The sequence below is a fragment of the Klebsiella sp. CN_Kp066 genome (assembly GCF_040065135.1).
In the GTDB taxonomy this organism is placed as follows: Bacteria; Pseudomonadota; Gammaproteobacteria; order Enterobacterales; family Enterobacteriaceae; genus Klebsiella; species Klebsiella oxytoca.
The window spans coordinates 18,475-34,815 of sequence record NZ_JBEAIU010000051.1; the positions used below are offsets into that span (position 1 = coordinate 18,475).

Consider the following 16,341-nt stretch of genomic DNA (forward strand, 5'->3'; position numbering starts at 1 on the left):
TGGTGTTTTGTCCTGCAATTTCCCTCTGATTGATATTTCTTCCGGTTGTCGACGCAAACGTTCATATTGCCGCAATAGTTTTTTTTGATATGTTGCTGAGAAGAACTTTCGTTCCGCACGACATCAGTTAAGACAAAAACAGGACGGGGAAATGGCTAAGGTATCACTGGAAAAAGACAAAATTAAATTTCTGCTGGTTGAAGGTGTGCATCAAAAAGCGGTGGACAGCCTCCGCGCAGCAGGCTACACCAATATCGAATTTCACAAAGGCGCGCTGGACAGCGAAGAGCTGAAAGCGTCCATTCGTGATGCCCATTTCATCGGCCTGCGTTCCCGTACTCATCTGACTGAAGAGATCTTCGCGGCGGCGGAAAAACTGGTTGCGGTTGGCTGCTTCTGTATCGGTACTAATCAGGTTGACTTAAATGCGGCGGCAAAACGCGGTATTCCGGTATTTAACGCCCCGTTCTCTAATACCCGTTCCGTTGCGGAGCTGGTGATCGGCGAGCTGCTGCTCATGCTACGCGGCGTGCCGGCGGCAAACGCCAAAGCGCACCGCGGCGTATGGAACAAGCTGGCGGTTGGCAGCTTTGAAGCACGCGGCAAAAAGCTGGGTATTATCGGCTATGGTCACATCGGTACGCAGCTGGGCATTCTTGCCGAATCGTTGGGGATGCACGTCTATTTCTACGATATTGAAAGCAAACTGCCGTTGGGTAACGCGACTCAGGTACAGCATCTCTCCGATCTGTTGAACATGAGCGATGTGGTAAGCCTGCACGTGCCGGAAAATGCCTCAACGAAGAATATGATTGGCGCGGAAGAGCTGGCGCTGATGAAACCGGGTGCGCTGCTGATCAACGCCTCACGCGGTACCGTGGTAGATATTCCGGCGCTGTGCGATGCGCTGGCGAGCAAGCACCTGGCGGGCGCGGCGATCGACGTGTTCCCGACCGAACCGGCGACCAACAGCGATCCGTTCAACTCTCCGCTGTGTGAGTTCGACAACGTTATCCTGACCCCGCATATTGGCGGCTCAACTCAGGAAGCGCAGGAAAACATCGGTCTGGAAGTGGCGGGCAAGCTGGCGAAATACTCCGATAACGGTTCTACGCTCTCGGCGGTGAACTTCCCGGAAGTGTCGCTGCCGCTGCACGGCGGGCGCCGTCTGCTGCATATCCATGAAAACCGTCCGGGCGTTCTGACCGCGATTAACCAGATTTTCGCCGCGCAGGGCATTAACATTGCGGCGCAGTATCTGCAGACCACTCCGCAAATGGGCTACGTGGTCATTGATATTGAAGCCGAAGAAGATGTGGCGCAGGCTGCGCTGCAGGCGATGAAGGCTATTCCTGGTACCATCCGCGCCCGTCTGCTGTTCTAACTCCTTTTATGCCAGCGGGCAGGTCATCGACCTGCCCCTTTTCTCCTGCTAGACCCTTCTGCAATTTCCCGTCGCCACCCAAAGCTTGCGAGTCTTGCCGCAAACGGCGATTAAAACCGTCGGATGTCGTTGTGCCTGAAAGAAAGGTATTTACGATAAAGACTCAGCGTGGGGCTGAAACGGGAAAGCCCCTACCGAGGCAGGGGCTCTAAAAGGAAAGGGACGATGATGAGACTCTTCATCATGCTGCTTATCCTGTTAATCATCGCCTGGCCAGCATATTAACAGAGAGAATGCAGGAGGGAGGTTCGCCTCCCTCACCCTTTACCCAGGAATTTAGGTGAAAAAAACAGCAATGTCAATTGTTCGGACGTTTTACCAGAGCCAGGTTTTTGACGGCGTGATGACCGCTGGCAGCGGGATATCCCACTGCTCCGTTGGCAGCGCGTCGACCTGCTGGCAATCATGCGCGTAGCCGACCGGCTGCAGGCGATGCTGCCGCCAGTTTTGCAGCGTCCGGTCGTAAAATCCGCCGCCCATACCCAGGCGCTGTCCGGCGGCATCAAATGCTACCAGCGGCGTTACCAGCACATCCAGCTGGCTAAGCGGGAGGACATCGCGCACGTCGAGTTTCGGTTCGCGGATTTTCAGACGATTCACCATCAGCTCGCTGCTTGGGTGGTAGTGCAGAAACAGAAGATTGCCGGGGCTGAACGGATGAAGCACGGGGAGATAAACCCGTTTGCCTGCCCGCCAGAGCTGGTCAATAAGCGGCAGCGTATCCAGCTCGCCATCAAACGAAAGAAATACCGCGACCGTCTGCGCGAGCAGAACCGGCGGATAAGCCATCATTCTGTCCGCCGCCTGGAGGGCGAACTGCGTTTGCTGCTCCGGCGTTAACGCGCGTCGGCGCTGGCGGATCTGCTGGCGAATTTGCTGTCTGGTATAGGGGGCATCTGGCAATAGGGTCATACCTGAGTCTCATCGGTGAGCAAACGATACAAACAGGCGTAGTCTAATACACGACGGTAAAAGCCGAAAATTAACTTATGGGGGATAAAACGAAAGGAAGGGAATCTCCGAGATGCCGCCGCAGGCTGTAACCCTTGAACCCTTGGTTCAAGGTGAATGTGTCGTCACAGTTTTAAGGCTTCTCGGACGGACCGAGCATGCTCACCAACCGTGGAGCGCCACATTCTTGTGGTATGAAATATCGGCTCAGGGGACTGGCCCGCTTGCAAACATCTCAGAGAAATTTTGTTCTTGCGATTACTCTAACACAGTTAAATGCAAAGTGTTATTCAAACTTCTGCCCGGGTCTTTCGCTTATGCGACCTTGCTCAAGCAATGCTTGCTCGATGGTCTGCTGAAGCATCCGAATACGCTGTTCCATGCTGGCGGCGTAGTCGCGGGTTTTCGCTTTTTCCTGAGTCAACTCATAGCTGATGTTCAACGCGGCGATGAAGACCAGCTGCTCAGTATTTGTGACTCTAGTGCGTTCTTTTAAATCTTGCAACCGCTGATTCAGGTCGTCAGCTGCCTGGTTCAGGGCATCCCTTTGTTCAGGCGGGCAATTCACTCGCAGTGAACGGCCAAAAATTTGGAGATCTACGGGTTGTGCAGACATGCCACCTTCCTGCTGATTGACTGCGCGGCCTTCACGCCCTGGGAGGGTCTGCGAAGGGGCGACACTATAGCTACCCTGGTTCTAAGATACAAGCCCTATTCTGGTTCACCAGGGTCCAAAGTGGTAGCATATCATGAATATTCCTCCCAACGATGACGAATGCGCATGTCTATACAGAACGAAATGCCTGGTTACAACGCTGTAGACCAGTTACTGAACCAACAAGGGGTAGGATTAACCCCTGCCGAAATGCACGGTCTGATCAGCGGGATCCTGTGCGGCGGCAATAAAGACAGCAGCTGGCAGCCGTTGGTGCACGACCTGACCAACGAAGGCCTGGCTTTTGGGCATGAGCTGGCGCAGTCGCTGCGTAACATGCATTCCGCCACCAGTGATTCGCTGGAGGACGACGGCTTCCTATTCCAGCTCTACCTCCCGGATGGCGATGAGGTGAGCGTGTTCGATCGCGCCGATGCGCTGGCGGGTTGGGTGAACCATTTTCTGCTTGGGCTGGGCGTAACGCAGCCCAAGTTGGATAAAGTCAAAGACGAAACGGGTGAAGCCATCGACGATCTGCGCAATATTGCTCAGCTCGGGTATGACGAAGACGAGGATCAGGAAGAGCTCGAAATGTCTCTGGAAGAGATTATCGAATACGTACGCGTTGCCGCGTTGCTGTGTCACGACACTTTCTCTCTCCAGAAACCCACTGCGCCGGAAGTGCAAAAACCGACGCTACACTAATTAATCATTAAATCGTTCAGGGGGCGTCATGACTCAGCAGGAATTTCTCTCTCGTCGCCAGGCTCTACTGGCGCAGATGCAGCCAGGCAGCGCCGCGTTAATTTTTGCCGCGCCGGAAGCGGTACGCAGCGCAGATTCGGAATATCCCTACCGCCAGAGCAGCGATTTTTGGTACTTCACCGGCTTTAATGAGCCTGAAGCGCTGCTGGTATTGATTAAAAGCGATGAGACGCATAACCACAGCGTGTTGTTTAACCGCGTGCGCGATCTGACTGCTGAAATCTGGTTTGGCCGACGCCTTGGGCAGGATGCCGCGCCTGAGAAGCTGGGCGTCGATCGCGCGCTGGCATTTAGTGAAATCAATCAGCAGCTGTTCCAGCTCCTTAACGGCCTCGATGCTATCTATTTTGCGCAGGGCGAATATGCCTACGCCGACGAAATCGTGTTCAACGCGCTGGAAAAACTGCGCAAAGGCGTGCGGCAGAATCTGCAGGCGCCAAACTCGGTCATTGACTGGCGGCCGATGGTGCATGAGATGCGCCTGTTTAAGTCGGCGGAAGAGCTGGAGGTGATGCGCCGCGCAGGCGAGATCTCCGCCCTTGCGCATACCCGCGCCATGGAAAAATGCCGTCCGGGGATGTTTGAATATCATCTTGAAGGCGAGATCCTCCACGAGTTCAACCGTCACGGCGCGCGCTATCCCTCTTACAACACCATCGTGGGCAGCGGCGAAAATGGCTGCATCCTGCACTACACCGAAAACGAAAGCGAACTGCGCGATGGCGATCTGGTGCTGATTGACGCTGGTTGCGAATATCGCGGCTATGCGGGCGATATCACCCGAACCTTCCCGGTAAACGGCAAGTTTAGCCCGGCGCAGCGCGAGATTTACGATATCGTTCTTGAGTCTCTGGAAACCTCGCTGAAGCTTTATCGCCCCGGCACCTCCATTAACGAGGTTAATCAGCAGGTAGTGCGGATCATGATTACCGGCCTGGTGCGTTTGGGGATCCTGAAAGGTGAAATTGATGAGCTAATTGCTAATAACGCTCATCGTCCTTTCTTTATGCATGGCCTGAGCCACTGGCTGGGGCTCGACGTACATGATGTCGGCAACTATGACGTCGACCGCTCGCGTATTCTCGAACCGGGAATGGTGCTGACCGTGGAGCCGGGGCTGTATATCGCGATGGATGCCGACGTCCCGGCCCAGTACCGCGGCATCGGCATTCGTATTGAAGACGACATCGTCATTACCGAAGACGGTAATGAAAACCTCACCGCTGGCGTAGTGAAAAAAGCGGATGATATCGAGGCGCTGATGGCGGCGGCGCGCCAGCTATGAGCGTACTGATCGTTGGCGGCGGAATGACCGGCGCGACGCTGGCGCTGGCAATATCTCGTCTGACCGGCGGTAAGCTGCCGGTGCACCTGATTGAAGCAACAGCGCCGGAATCTGCCCGGCATCCGGGCTTTGACGCCCGGGCAATCGCACTTGCTGCCGGCACCTGTCAGCAGCTGGCTCGCGTTGATATCTGGCAGGAAATTGCCGACCGCGCCACGGCTATTCAGCGCGTTCACGTCAGCGATCGCGGTCACGCGGGGTTTGTGACGCTCGAGGCTAAGGACTATGGGCTGGCGGCGCTGGGTCAGGTGGTTGAGCTGCACGACGTCGGCCAACGCTTGTTTGCCCAGCTGCGTAAAGCGCCGGGCGTGACGCTACACTGTCCGGCAAAAGTGGAAAATGTTAGCCGCCGCGAAGAGAGCGTAAGCCTGGTTCTGGACAACGGCGAAACGCTCAGCGGTAAACTGCTGGTCGCGGCCGATGGCTCGCGCTCAACGCTCGGGGCCCGCTGCGGTATCAGCTGGCAGCAAGAGCCCTATGAACAGCTGGCGATTATTGCCAACGTCAGTACCGCTGTGCCGCACAACGGGCGCGCCTTCGAGCGTTTTACCCAACACGGTCCGCTGGCGATGCTGCCCATGTCGCAGGGCCGCTGCTCCCTGGTGTGGTGTCATCCGCAGTCGCGGCAAGAAGAGGTCCTGAGCTGGTCGGACGAACGCTTCTGTCATGAACTTCAGCAGGCATTCGGCTGGCGTCTTGGCCGGATCGTCCAGGCAGGCAAGCGCAGCGCGTATCCGCTCTCGCTCACCCGAGCTACCCGCACCATTGCCCATCGTCTGGCGCTGGTCGGCAATGCGGCGCAAACGCTGCATCCTATTGCCGGACAGGGTTTTAACCTTGGCCTGCGCGACGTGATGAGCCTGGCGGAAATGCTGGCGCAGACGCATGCCGAAGGAGAGGATCCGGGTGGCTATTCGCTACTGAGTCGCTATCAGGCCCGCCGCGCCGCAGATAAAGCCGCCACCGTCGGTGTGACCGATGGGCTGGTGCATCTGTTCGCTAATCGCTGGGCGCCGCTGGTGGCGGGGCGCAACGCAGGCCTGATGGCGATGGAATTATTTACCCCGGCGCGCGATGCGCTGGCGCAGCGTACCCTCGGTTGGGGCCCCCGTTAAGGAGTGAAACGTGCAAAGTGTTGATGTCGCTATTGTTGGCGGTGGAATGGTGGGGCTGGCGGTTGCCTGTGGTTTGCAGGGCAGTGGACTGCGCGTCGCCGTGCTGGAGCAGGCCGCGCCGCAGCCGTTAAGCGCGGATGCGCCGCCGGCGCTGCGGGTGTCGGCAATTAATGCCGCCAGCGAGAAGCTGCTGAATAAACTGGGCGTCTGGGAGGACATAGTCGCCCGGCGCGCCAGCTGCTACCACGGTATGGAAGTGTGGGACAAAGACAGTTTTGGCCGTATCAGCTTTGATGACCAGAGCATGGGCTTTAGCCACCTTGGGCATATTATTGAAAACGCCGTGGTGCATCATGCTCTGTGGCAAAAAGCGCAGCGCTGTACTGACGTCACGCTACTGGCCCCGGCGCAGCTGCAGCAGGTCGCGTGGGGCGAGAATGAGGCCTTTCTTAGCCTGCAGGACGGCAGCATGTTAACCGCCCGGCTGGTGGTTGGCGCCGATGGCGCCAATTCGTGGTTGCGTAATAAAGCCGATATCCCGCTGACCTTTTGGGATTATCAACATCATGCGCTGGTTGCCACTATTCGCACCGAAGAGCCGCACGAAGCGGTGGCGCGTCAGGTATTTCACGACGATGGTATTCTGGCGTTCCTGCCGTTAAGCGATCCTCATCTCTGTTCTATTGTCTGGTCGTTGTCTCCTGAAGAGGCGGAACGAATGCGGCAGGCAGACGAGGCCGCTTTTAATCAGGCGCTGAATATTGCCTTCGATAACCGTCTGGGTTTGTGTTCCGTAGAGAGCGAACGTCAGGTTTTTCCGCTCACCGGCCGCTACGCGCGGCAGTTTGCCGCCCACCGTCTGGCGCTGGTTGGCGATGCCGCCCATACCATTCATCCGCTGGCGGGGCAGGGCGTTAATCTTGGCTTTATGGATGCCGCCGAACTGATTGATGAGCTGAAGCGCCTGCATGCGCAGGGCAAGGACATCGGCCAGCATCTCTATCTGCGTCGCTATGAGCGCAGCCGCAAGCACAGCGCTGCGGTGATGCTCGCGGGGATGCAGGGCTTCCGCGACATGTTCTCCGGCAGCCATCCGGCGAAAAAGCTGCTGCGCGATATTGGACTCAAGCTGGCGGATACTCTCCCTGGCGTGAAGCCGCAGCTTATTCGACAAGCAATGGGGCTAAACGATCTCCCGGCCTGGTTACGTTAAGTACGTCACACTTCTCTTTCCCGGCCTGCGCGCCGGGTTTTCCCTCTCATTTGAAATAATCTAATTTCACCTCTTTTTTCGCATTAGTTTTATTAATGTCACCTTTTTTTTGTTATAGAAATTAGGCTCATCTTTTCGCAGAAAATATCATCATGCTCTGCTTTTTTAACGCTGTTGTTTGTTTTTGTGCGGGCTTAATCGCTTTTTTGTAGGTAAAAATTCTGTAGCCTCTTCGGGTGCTTTTGGTCATAAGCTAATGTGATGTCCTGGCCGGGCTTATGGTTTAGTGCGGATATCGGTGGTAAGTTCAGGCCAAAGAGAACGTTTGCGTCGGCATCCGTTTGCGATGCTGGCGGCGCGTTTCGTGGCGCAATTTTGGCAAAAATAGTGGCTGGTTCCGTTTTATTCGATGAGGAAAAGATGGCTCAACAGACTCCGTTGTTTGAACAACACACGCTATGCGGCGCGCGCATGGTGGATTTCCATGGCTGGATGATGCCGCTGCATTACGGATCCCAGATTGATGAGCACCATGCGGTGCGCGGTGATGCCGGAATGTTCGATGTGTCGCACATGACCATCGTTGATTTTCACGGCAGCCGAATTCGCGAGTTCCTGCGCTATTTGCTGGCTAACGACGTGGCGAAGCTCACCGTCCCGGGCAAAGCGCTCTATAGCGGCATGCTGACCGCCTCTGGCGGCGTCATTGACGACCTGATTGTTTATTTCCTTTCTGAAGATTATTTCCGCCTCGTTGTTAACTCCGCCACCCGTGAAAAAGACCTCGCCTGGATCACCCAGCAGTCTGAATCCTATGGTCTTGAAATGACCGTGCGTGACGATCTTTCCCTGATCGCTGTACAAGGTCCAAAGGCAAAAGAGAAAGCGGCGACGCTGTTTACCGACGCGCAGCGCCAGGCTGTAGAAGGCATGAAGCCTTTCTTTGGCGTGCAGGCGGGCGATCTGTTTATTGCAACCACCGGCTATACCGGCGAAGCGGGTTATGAAATCGCGCTGCCGAACGAGCAGGCGGTGGATTTCTGGCGCGGCCTGCTGGACGCGGGCGTTAAGCCGTGCGGCCTTGGCGCGCGCGATACGCTGCGTCTGGAAGCGGGAATGAATCTTTATGGCCAGGAGATGGACGAAGGCGTCTCTCCGCTGGCGGCTAACATGGGCTGGACCATTGCCTGGGAGCCTGCTGACCGTGACTTTATCGGGCGTGAGGCGCTGGAACTCCAGCGTGAAAAAGGCACCGAACAGCTGGTCGGTCTGGTGATGACCGAGAAAGGCGTTCTGCGCGGCGGCCTGCCGGTACGCTTCAGCGATGCCGAGGGCAATCAGAAAGAAGGCATTATCACCAGCGGGACCTTCTCCCCGACGCTGGGCTACAGTATTGCCCTGGCGCGCGTACCGGAAGGCATCGGTGAAACCGCCGTGGTGCAGATTCGCAACCGCGAAATGCCGGTCAAAGTGACGAAACCCGTTTTTGTACGCAACGGCAAAGCCGTGGTGTGATTTCCCATTTGGAGATGAATTAATGAGCAACGTACCAGCAGAACTGAAATACAGCAAAGAACACGAATGGCTGCGTAAAGAAGCGGACGGTACCTATACCGTCGGAATCACCGAGCACGCGCAGGAGCTGCTTGGCGATATGGTTTTCGTTGACCTGCCTGAAGTGGGCGCCGCCGTTGAAGCGGGCGCCGACTGCGCGGTGGCCGAATCCGTCAAGGCGGCTTCCGATATCTACGCGCCAATTAGCGGCGAAATCGTTGCCGTCAATGAAGAGCTGAATGACTCGCCTGAGCTGGTCAACAGCGAGCCGTACACCGGCGGCTGGATTTTTAAAATTAAAGCCAGCGATGAAGCTCAGGTTGCCGCGCTGCTGGATGCGACCGCATACGAAGCTCTGTTAGAAGACGAATAAATACGCATCTTCCTTCACGTAGCAGTGGCGTTGGCTTCCTGCAACGCGAATGATTTTGCATATTCTGGCCCGGTAAGCATCAGTGCTCGCCGGGCAAACCAGTCAGACAATCACGATTCACCGCACGTTCAGGAACCATCGCTCATGACCCAGACTTTAGGCCAGCTTGAAAACCGTGACGCCTTTATTGAACGTCACATCGGCCCGGACGCCCGACAGCAGCAGGAGATGCTGAATACCGTTGGCGCCGATTCGCTTAACGACCTGATTGGCCAGATTGTGCCGCAGGATATTCAGCTGGCGACGCCGCCGCAGGTGGGCGAAGCAACCACAGAATTCGCCGCGCTGGCGGAGCTGAAGGCGATTGCCGGTCGTAACAAGCGCTTCAAGTCGTACATTGGCATGGGTTACACCGCCGTGCAGCTGCCTCCGGTTATTCAGCGCAATATGCTGGAGAACCCGGGCTGGTATACCGCCTACACGCCTTATCAGCCGGAGGTTTCCCAGGGTCGCCTGGAATCACTGCTGAACTTTCAGCAGGTGACGCTCGACCTGACCGGTCTGGATATTGCTTCGGCCTCGCTGCTGGACGAAGCCACTGCCGCCGCGGAAGCGATGGCAATGGCCAAACGCGTGAGCAAACTGAAAAACGCTAACCGTTTCTTTGTTGCCGCCGATGTTCATCCGCAGACGCTGGACGTGGTGCGTACCCGCGCAGAAACTTTCGGTTTCGATGTGATTGTCGATGATGCCGAGAAAGCCCTCGACCATCAGGACGTCTTCGGCGTGCTGCTGCAGCAGGTAGGGACGACCGGCGAGGTTCATGATTACAGCAAACTGATTGCTGATCTGAAAGCGCGCAAAGTGATTGTCAGCGTCGCAGCCGATTTTATGGCGCTGGTTCTGCTGACGGCTCCGGGCAAGCAGGGCGCGGACATTGTGTTTGGCTCCGCCCAGCGCTTCGGCGTACCGATGGGCTACGGCGGCCCGCACGCGGCGTTTTTTGCCGCAAAAGATGAATTCAAACGTTCCATGCCGGGCCGTATTATCGGCGTATCGAAAGATGCGGCGGGCAATACCGCGCTCCGCATGGCGATGCAGACCCGCGAGCAGCATATCCGCCGCGAGAAAGCGAACTCCAATATCTGTACCTCCCAGGTACTGCTGGCTAATATTGCCAGCCTGTACGCCGTGTTCCACGGCCCGGCCGGCCTGAAGCGTATCGCCAGCCGCATTCATCGCCTGACCGATATTCTGGCCGCAGGTCTGCAGAAAAAAGGCCTCAAGCTCCGCCATGCGCACTACTTTGACACCCTGTGCGTGGAAGTGGCTGATAAAGCGGCTGTGCTGGCGCGGGCGGAAGCGCTGCAGATCAACCTGCGTAGCGATATTCATCACGCCGTCGGGATCACGCTCGACGAAGCCACCACTCGTGAAGACGTTCTGAACCTGTTCCGCGCTATCGTTGGCGACGATCGTGGCCTGGATATCGACGCTCTGGATAAAGACGTGGCCCTGGACAGCCGTTCAATCCCGGCCAGCATGCTGCGCGACGATGCGATCCTCACTCATCCGGTGTTCAACCGCTATCACAGCGAAACCGAGATGATGCGCTATATGCACGCGCTGGAGCGTAAGGATCTGGCGCTGAACCAGGCGATGATCCCGCTGGGCTCCTGCACGATGAAGCTGAATGCCGCCGCCGAGATGATCCCTATCACCTGGCCGGAATTTGCCGAACTGCATCCGTTCTGCCCGGTCGATCAGGCCGAAGGCTATCACCAGATGATCGCTCAGCTCTCCGACTGGCTGGTTAAGCTGACCGGCTATGATGCGGTATGCATGCAGCCGAACTCCGGCGCGCAGGGTGAATACGCGGGCCTGCTGGCGATTCGCCATTACCACGAGAGCCGTAACGAAGGGCATCGCGATATTTGCCTGATCCCAAGCTCCGCACATGGTACCAACCCGGCTTCCGCGCAGATGGCGGGGATGCAGGTGGTGGTGGTCGCCTGCGATAAAAACGGCAATATCGACCTGGCGGATCTGCGGGCCAAAGCCGAGCAGTATGCGGCGAACCTCTCGTGCATTATGGTCACCTATCCTTCCACCCACGGCGTCTACGAAGAGACCATCCGCGAAGTGTGCGAAGTGGTGCATCAGTTTGGCGGCCAGGTTTACCTTGACGGCGCGAACATGAACGCCCAGGTCGGTATTACCTCTCCAGGCTTTATCGGCGCGGACGTCTCGCACCTTAACCTGCATAAAACCTTCTGCATTCCGCACGGCGGCGGCGGTCCGGGGATGGGACCTATCGGCGTCAAATCGCACCTGGCGCCGTTTGTACCGGGCCACAGCGTGGTGCAAATTGAAGGCATGCTGACCCGTCAGGGCGCAGTTTCCGCCGCGCCGTTCGGCAGCGCCTCCATTCTGCCGATCAGCTGGATGTATATCCGGATGATGGGCGCAGAAGGGCTAAAACAGGCAAGCCAGATGGCGATTCTGAACGCCAACTACATTGCTACCCGTCTGAAAAACGCGTTCCCGGTGCTGTATACTGGCCGTGACGGTCGCGTGGCGCACGAATGCATTCTGGATATTCGTCCGCTGAAAGAAGAGACCGGCATCAGCGAGCTGGATATCGCTAAGCGACTGATCGATTATGGTTTCCACGCCCCTACCATGTCCTTCCCGGTCGCCGGCACGCTGATGGTGGAACCGACCGAATCGGAAAGCAAAGTGGAGCTGGACCGCTTTATCGATGCGATGCTGGCGATTCGCGGCGAGATCGACCGCGTGAAAGCCGGCGAGTGGCCGCTGGAGGATAACCCGCTGGTGAATGCGCCGCATACTCAGGGTGAACTGGTGAGCGAGTGGAACCATCCGTACGCTCGTGAACTGGCGGTGTTCCCGGCCGGGCTGAACAATAAATACTGGCCGACCGTTAAGCGTCTGGACGATGTTTACGGCGACCGCAATCTGTTCTGCTCCTGCGTACCGATGAGTGAATATCAGTAATCTGCTGATTAGGCTATTTTTTAAAGGCGCTGCGGCGCCTTTATTTTTTGGGAGAATGGTATGACGATAGCATTGGTGACGGGCGGTAGCCGCGGAATAGGTAAAGCAACGGCGCTGCTGCTGGCGCAGGAAGGCTATACCGTGGTAGTGAATTACCATCAGAATAGCGCTGCCGCGACCGACGTGGTGAATGAGATTCGCGCCTGCGGCGGCAACGCCGTTGCGCTCCGGGCGGACGTCAGCGATGAAGCGCAGGTGATGGAGATGTTCGCCGCTATCGACCGCCTCGGTGAACCGCTTTCCGCGCTGGTCAATAACGCCGGGATTTTATTTACCCAGGGGACGATTGAAAGCCTTTGCGCCGAGCGAATTAACCGGGTGCTGGCCACCAATGTTACCGGCTACTTCCTTTGCTGCCGGGAGGCGGTAAAGCGGATGTCGCACAAGCATGGCGGTAAAGGTGGGGCGATTGTGAATGTTTCATCCGCAGCATCGCGCCTCGGGGCGCCGGGAGAGTACGTGGATTATGCCGCTTCAAAAGGCGCGGTTGATTCCCTGACCACCGGATTGTCGCTGGAGGTCGCGGCGCAGGGCATTCGGGTTAACGGCGTGCGCCCCGGATTAATCTATACCGATATGCACGCCAGCGGCGGCGAGCCGGGACGCGTGGATCGCGTCAAGTCGATGCTGCCCATGCAGCGCGGCGGGCAGCCGGAAGAGGTGGCGCAGGCGATCGTCTGGCTACTGAGTGATAAGGCCTCCTACGTTACCGGCAGCTTCCTCGAGCTGGCGGGCGGGAGATAGCAGGCAATCCATTTCCCGGGGCGCGGCTAACGCCTTGCCCAGGGAACAAAATCGGTATATCGCAGCGAACGGGTAGCCCTGCTAAGCGCAGCGCGAGCAGGGAAATACGCTATGACGCCAGCCATAGCCGCAGGCGCATTCCCCAGTTGCTGGTCCAGCCGGTGGTGACTGACTTCACCTCACCGCGCGAGATAACGATAAGGGTCGGCGTGACCTGTACCTCCCACCCTTGGGATAGCTGACCGCTGGCGTCATTGATCGTCGGCAGCGCTATTTTTTTATGCGCCAGCCAGCGCGCCAGGGTGGCGTTATCGCCCGAACGTAACGCTACCGTCATAACATTACCGCCATCGTCGGCTAAAGCAGCCACCGACGGGGTGGTATAGCGGCATACGCTGCACCAGGTTGCCCAGACGTATAGCAATAAGGGACGCTCCTGGCTCATTGCCGCCAGATCGACCGTTCGGCCATCAAGCGTTTGCAGCGGCATGCTGGAGAAATTCTGCGGCAGTGCGGGCCTGCGTAGATAATCCACCGTCAGACTGACGGCGGCAACAATCAGGATCCATGTCAGGAGCTGTCTGAAGACTTTAAGCATCATTTTTCTACATTGTAATGCGCCGTAACGGCCGGCAGCGTGCGGCGTTGATTCACTGAGTAAACGTCAGCAGCTCAACGATTGTTGCGGTTTATCTTATCGGTTGAGGGCGCGTAAGCAACGCTAATGCTGTAAAGAAGTGTCTGTTTTGTGGGAAGTTTTGCCCCTCCCTAGGGGAAGGGGCAAGATGATTACAGTTTCTCGCCGTTGCTGGCGATAACCTCTTTGTACCAGTTAAAGCTCTTTTTGCGCGAGCGGGACATATCCCCGGTGCCGTCGTCATGCTTGTTGACGTAGATGAAGCCGTAGCGCTTGCTGTACTGACCGGTTGTGAAGGAGACGCAGTCGATGCAGCCCCACGGGGTGTAGCCCATGAGTTCAACGCCATCGTAGGTCACCGCTTTGATCATCTCTTCAACGTGAGCGCGAAGATAGTCGATGCGGTAGTCGTCGTTGATGCTGCCGTCTTCTTCTACTTTATCGTACGCGCCAAAGCCGTTTTCGACGATGAACAGCGGTTTCTGATAGCGTTCATACAGTTCGCACAGCGCATAGCGCAGGCCAACCGGGTCAATTTGCCATCCCCAGTCGGAGGCTTTGACATGCGGATTGGGCACGCTGCCTTCAAAGCCGGAAATTGCGTCGCCGGTGCCGCCTTCCGCTCTCACCGCGTTGGTCATGTAGTAGCTGAAACCGAGATACGCACAGGTGCCTTCACGCAGGATTTGCGCATCGCCTTCATCCATTTTGATATTGAAACCGCGGCGTTCCCACTCGTTCAGGACGTAGCTCGGGTAGTAGCCGCGCAGCTGTACGTCGGTAAAGACGTAGCGTTCACGCATCGATTCCTGCGCAAACATCACATCTTCCGGCTTACAGGAGTACGGATAGAGAGGAACCATCGCCAGCATGCAGCCAACCTGCATTTCCGGGTTGATTTGACGCGCCGCTTTCACCGCCAGCGCGCTGGCGACGAATTGATGATGCAGCACCTGGTACATGGTCTCTTCCGGGTTTTCATGTTCGGTATAGACTACGCCGGAGCAGCAGTAGCCAAACAGCGGCGCGCGCCAGTTACGCTGGTTGTTGATCTCGTTGAAGGTCATCCAGTATTTCACTTTGTGCTTATAGCGCTCGAAGACCGTTTCGGCAAAACGCACAAAGAAATCGACCACTTTGCGGTTGGTCCAGCCGCCGTACTGCTGAACAAGATGCAGCGGCATCTCAAAGTGGGAGAGGGTGATAACCGGCTCGATGTTGTACTTCAGCAGTTCATCGAACATGTCATCGTAAAATTTTAGCCCTTCTTCATTTGGCTGGGTTTCGTCGCCTTGCGGAAAGATGCGCGTCCAGGCGATGGAAGTACGGAAGCACTTGAAGCCCATCTCGGCGAACAGCTTGATGTCTTCTTTATAGCGGCCGTGGAAGTCGATGGCTTCGTGGTTGGGGTAGTATTTACCCGGCTCGACCTGCTGGGTTATCTCACGCGGTACGCCGTGCGCGCCGCCGGTTAGCACGTCGCAGATGCTCGGGCCTTTGCCGTCTTTATTCCAGCCGCCTTCAACCTGATGTGCGGCGACCGCACCGCCCCATAAAAAGTCTTTTGGTAAAGGGATTTTTTTCATCTTTGCTCATCTCGTCATAATGGCTGTTGGCTGCGAGTCTAACAAAGGGAATATAAATGTCACGATATAACAATTTGCCTGAAATGGAATTTGTTACATCGGAAAAACACCCTGTTATTTTCAGACGAGTTTGCGCGCTAATTTACGGCCCAACGTTTCCAGAATATAAATAACCGGGATCTGCGTGGTAATATCGTAGACGCCGCCGATGCGCGTTTGCGGAACGTGCCAGGAGAGATTGAAGTCGGCGAGCTTTGCCAGCCGCGAGTGCTCGTGGCTGGTGATGGACATCACTTTACAGCGATGCAGGCTGAACTGGCTGGCAAAGCGCAGGATTTCTTCGGTTTCACCGGAGACCGACAGCACAATAGCCAGAGCATTACGCGCCATATCATTGGTCACCGGAAAATAAGGATCGTCGATATGATTGCTGAATTTTCCGACGTTAGAAAAGAAACGTGCGCCATATTTTGCCAGCGCGCCGGAGGTGCCGGCGCCGACGAAAATAATTCTTTCCGAAGCGAGTATAATATCAACCGCCTGCTCGAGCAGTTGGTCAAATTCATCGTTATTGATGCTTTTAAAAAAGCTCATTATTTCGCTGGCGCCGATATTTGCCTGTTGAGGCTCATTCTGCTCCAGATATAATTTAAAGCGTACGCGAAACTCCGAGTAGCCTTCGCACTGCAGCTTGCGGCAGAAGCGCAGAACGGTAGTCGTGGAGACTCCGGCCGCTTCCGCCAGCTCGCGGATGGTCATGTACATCACTTTGTCGCGATTTTTAATGACGTAGTGATAGACCATCATCTCAAGATTATTGAGACTGGCGATAGCGGCGTGGGAGAAGATACTCACAGTGGCAAACTCACAATTCATAATGA

14 protein-coding genes and 1 other RNA gene are annotated in these 16,341 nt (G+C 56.4%); 9 read left to right on the top strand and 6 right to left on the bottom strand.

Annotated features, from left to right (window positions below; translation table 11 throughout):
• Window positions 1-151 precede the first annotated feature (151 nt).
• Window positions 152-1,384: a phosphoglycerate dehydrogenase gene (gene serA / locus ABLV75_RS19725; protein WP_004105602.1), complete on the top strand. Its 1,233-nt coding sequence runs from the start codon at window positions 152-154 to the stop codon at window positions 1,382-1,384.
• 375 nt (window positions 1,385-1,759) lie between these two features.
• On the opposite strand, the gene ABLV75_RS19730 is transcribed toward serA, so the two are convergent.
• From ABLV75_RS19730 to zapA, 3 genes are all read right to left on the bottom strand, one after another.
• On the bottom strand, window positions 1,760-2,356 hold the full coding sequence (locus ABLV75_RS19730) for a 5-formyltetrahydrofolate cyclo-ligase (protein ID WP_004105600.1): 597 nt from the start codon (window positions 2,354-2,356) through the stop codon (window positions 1,760-1,762).
• A 100-nt stretch (window positions 2,357-2,456) separates the two neighbouring features.
• Window positions 2,457-2,640, bottom strand: a non-coding RNA gene (gene ssrS / locus ABLV75_RS19735) — 6S RNA.
• 41 nt (window positions 2,641-2,681) lie between these two features.
• Window positions 2,682-3,011 carry a cell division protein ZapA gene (gene zapA / locus ABLV75_RS19740; RefSeq protein WP_004105598.1) on the bottom strand — a complete coding sequence of 110 codons (330 nt, stop codon included), beginning with the start codon at window positions 3,009-3,011 and terminating at the stop codon, window positions 2,682-2,684.
• A 165-nt stretch (window positions 3,012-3,176) separates the two neighbouring features.
• Between zapA and ABLV75_RS19745 the strand changes: the two genes are divergently transcribed.
• The 8 genes from ABLV75_RS19745 to ABLV75_RS19780 all read left to right on the top strand — a co-directional run bounded on the left by ABLV75_RS19745 (window position 3,177) and on the right by ABLV75_RS19780 (window position 13,237).
• Window positions 3,177-3,755: a YecA family protein gene (locus ABLV75_RS19745; protein ID WP_016809851.1), complete on the top strand. Its 579-nt coding sequence runs from the start codon at window positions 3,177-3,179 to the stop codon at window positions 3,753-3,755.
• A gap of 28 nt (window positions 3,756-3,783) precedes the next feature.
• The gene (pepP, locus tag ABLV75_RS19750; protein WP_004105594.1) at window positions 3,784-5,100 is read left to right on the top strand and encodes a Xaa-Pro aminopeptidase; all 1,317 of its coding nucleotides are present in this window, start codon (window positions 3,784-3,786) and stop codon (window positions 5,098-5,100) included.
• Window positions 5,097-6,275, top strand: coding sequence for a 2-octaprenyl-6-methoxyphenyl hydroxylase (gene ubiH / locus ABLV75_RS19755; RefSeq protein ID WP_004105592.1), 1,179 nt, complete (start codon window positions 5,097-5,099; stop codon window positions 6,273-6,275). The genes pepP and ubiH overlap by 4 nt, the downstream gene beginning before the upstream one ends.
• A gap of 10 nt (window positions 6,276-6,285) precedes the next feature.
• Window positions 6,286-7,488, top strand: coding sequence for an FAD-dependent 2-octaprenylphenol hydroxylase (ubiI, locus tag ABLV75_RS19760; protein WP_032734294.1), 1,203 nt, complete (start codon window positions 6,286-6,288; stop codon window positions 7,486-7,488).
• Window positions 7,489-7,908: 420 nt separating this feature from the next.
• Entirely contained in the window at window positions 7,909-9,003 is a 1,095-nt protein-coding gene (gene gcvT / locus ABLV75_RS19765) for a glycine cleavage system aminomethyltransferase GcvT (protein WP_004105587.1), read from the top strand.
• A 22-nt stretch (window positions 9,004-9,025) separates the two neighbouring features.
• Entirely contained in the window at window positions 9,026-9,415 is a 390-nt protein-coding gene (gcvH, locus tag ABLV75_RS19770) for a glycine cleavage system protein GcvH (RefSeq protein ID WP_004105585.1), read from the top strand.
• A gap of 144 nt (window positions 9,416-9,559) precedes the next feature.
• Window positions 9,560-12,433: an aminomethyl-transferring glycine dehydrogenase gene (gene gcvP, locus ABLV75_RS19775; protein WP_004105583.1), complete on the top strand. Its 2,874-nt coding sequence runs from the start codon at window positions 9,560-9,562 to the stop codon at window positions 12,431-12,433.
• Window positions 12,434-12,493: 60 nt separating this feature from the next.
• Entirely contained in the window at window positions 12,494-13,237 is a 744-nt protein-coding gene (locus tag ABLV75_RS19780) for an SDR family oxidoreductase (RefSeq protein WP_004105581.1), read from the top strand.
• Between the two features lie 109 nt (window positions 13,238-13,346).
• On the opposite strand, the gene ABLV75_RS19785 is transcribed toward ABLV75_RS19780, so the two are convergent.
• The 3 genes from ABLV75_RS19785 to ABLV75_RS19795 all read right to left on the bottom strand — a co-directional run bounded on the left by ABLV75_RS19785 (window position 13,347) and on the right by ABLV75_RS19795 (window position 16,309).
• A complete protein-coding gene (locus ABLV75_RS19785) occupies window positions 13,347-13,838 on the bottom strand; it encodes a protein disulfide oxidoreductase (RefSeq protein ID WP_004105578.1) in 492 nt (163 codons plus the stop codon).
• A gap of 188 nt (window positions 13,839-14,026) precedes the next feature.
• Window positions 14,027-15,460 (bottom strand): 6-phospho-beta-glucosidase, encoded by a 1,434-nt coding sequence (locus ABLV75_RS19790; RefSeq protein WP_004105576.1) that lies wholly within the window; start codon window positions 15,458-15,460, stop codon window positions 14,027-14,029.
• 120 nt (window positions 15,461-15,580) lie between these two features.
• On the bottom strand, window positions 15,581-16,309 hold the full coding sequence (locus tag ABLV75_RS19795; RefSeq protein WP_064352017.1) for a MurR/RpiR family transcriptional regulator: 729 nt from the start codon (window positions 16,307-16,309) through the stop codon (window positions 15,581-15,583).
• Window positions 16,310-16,341 lie beyond the last annotated feature (32 nt).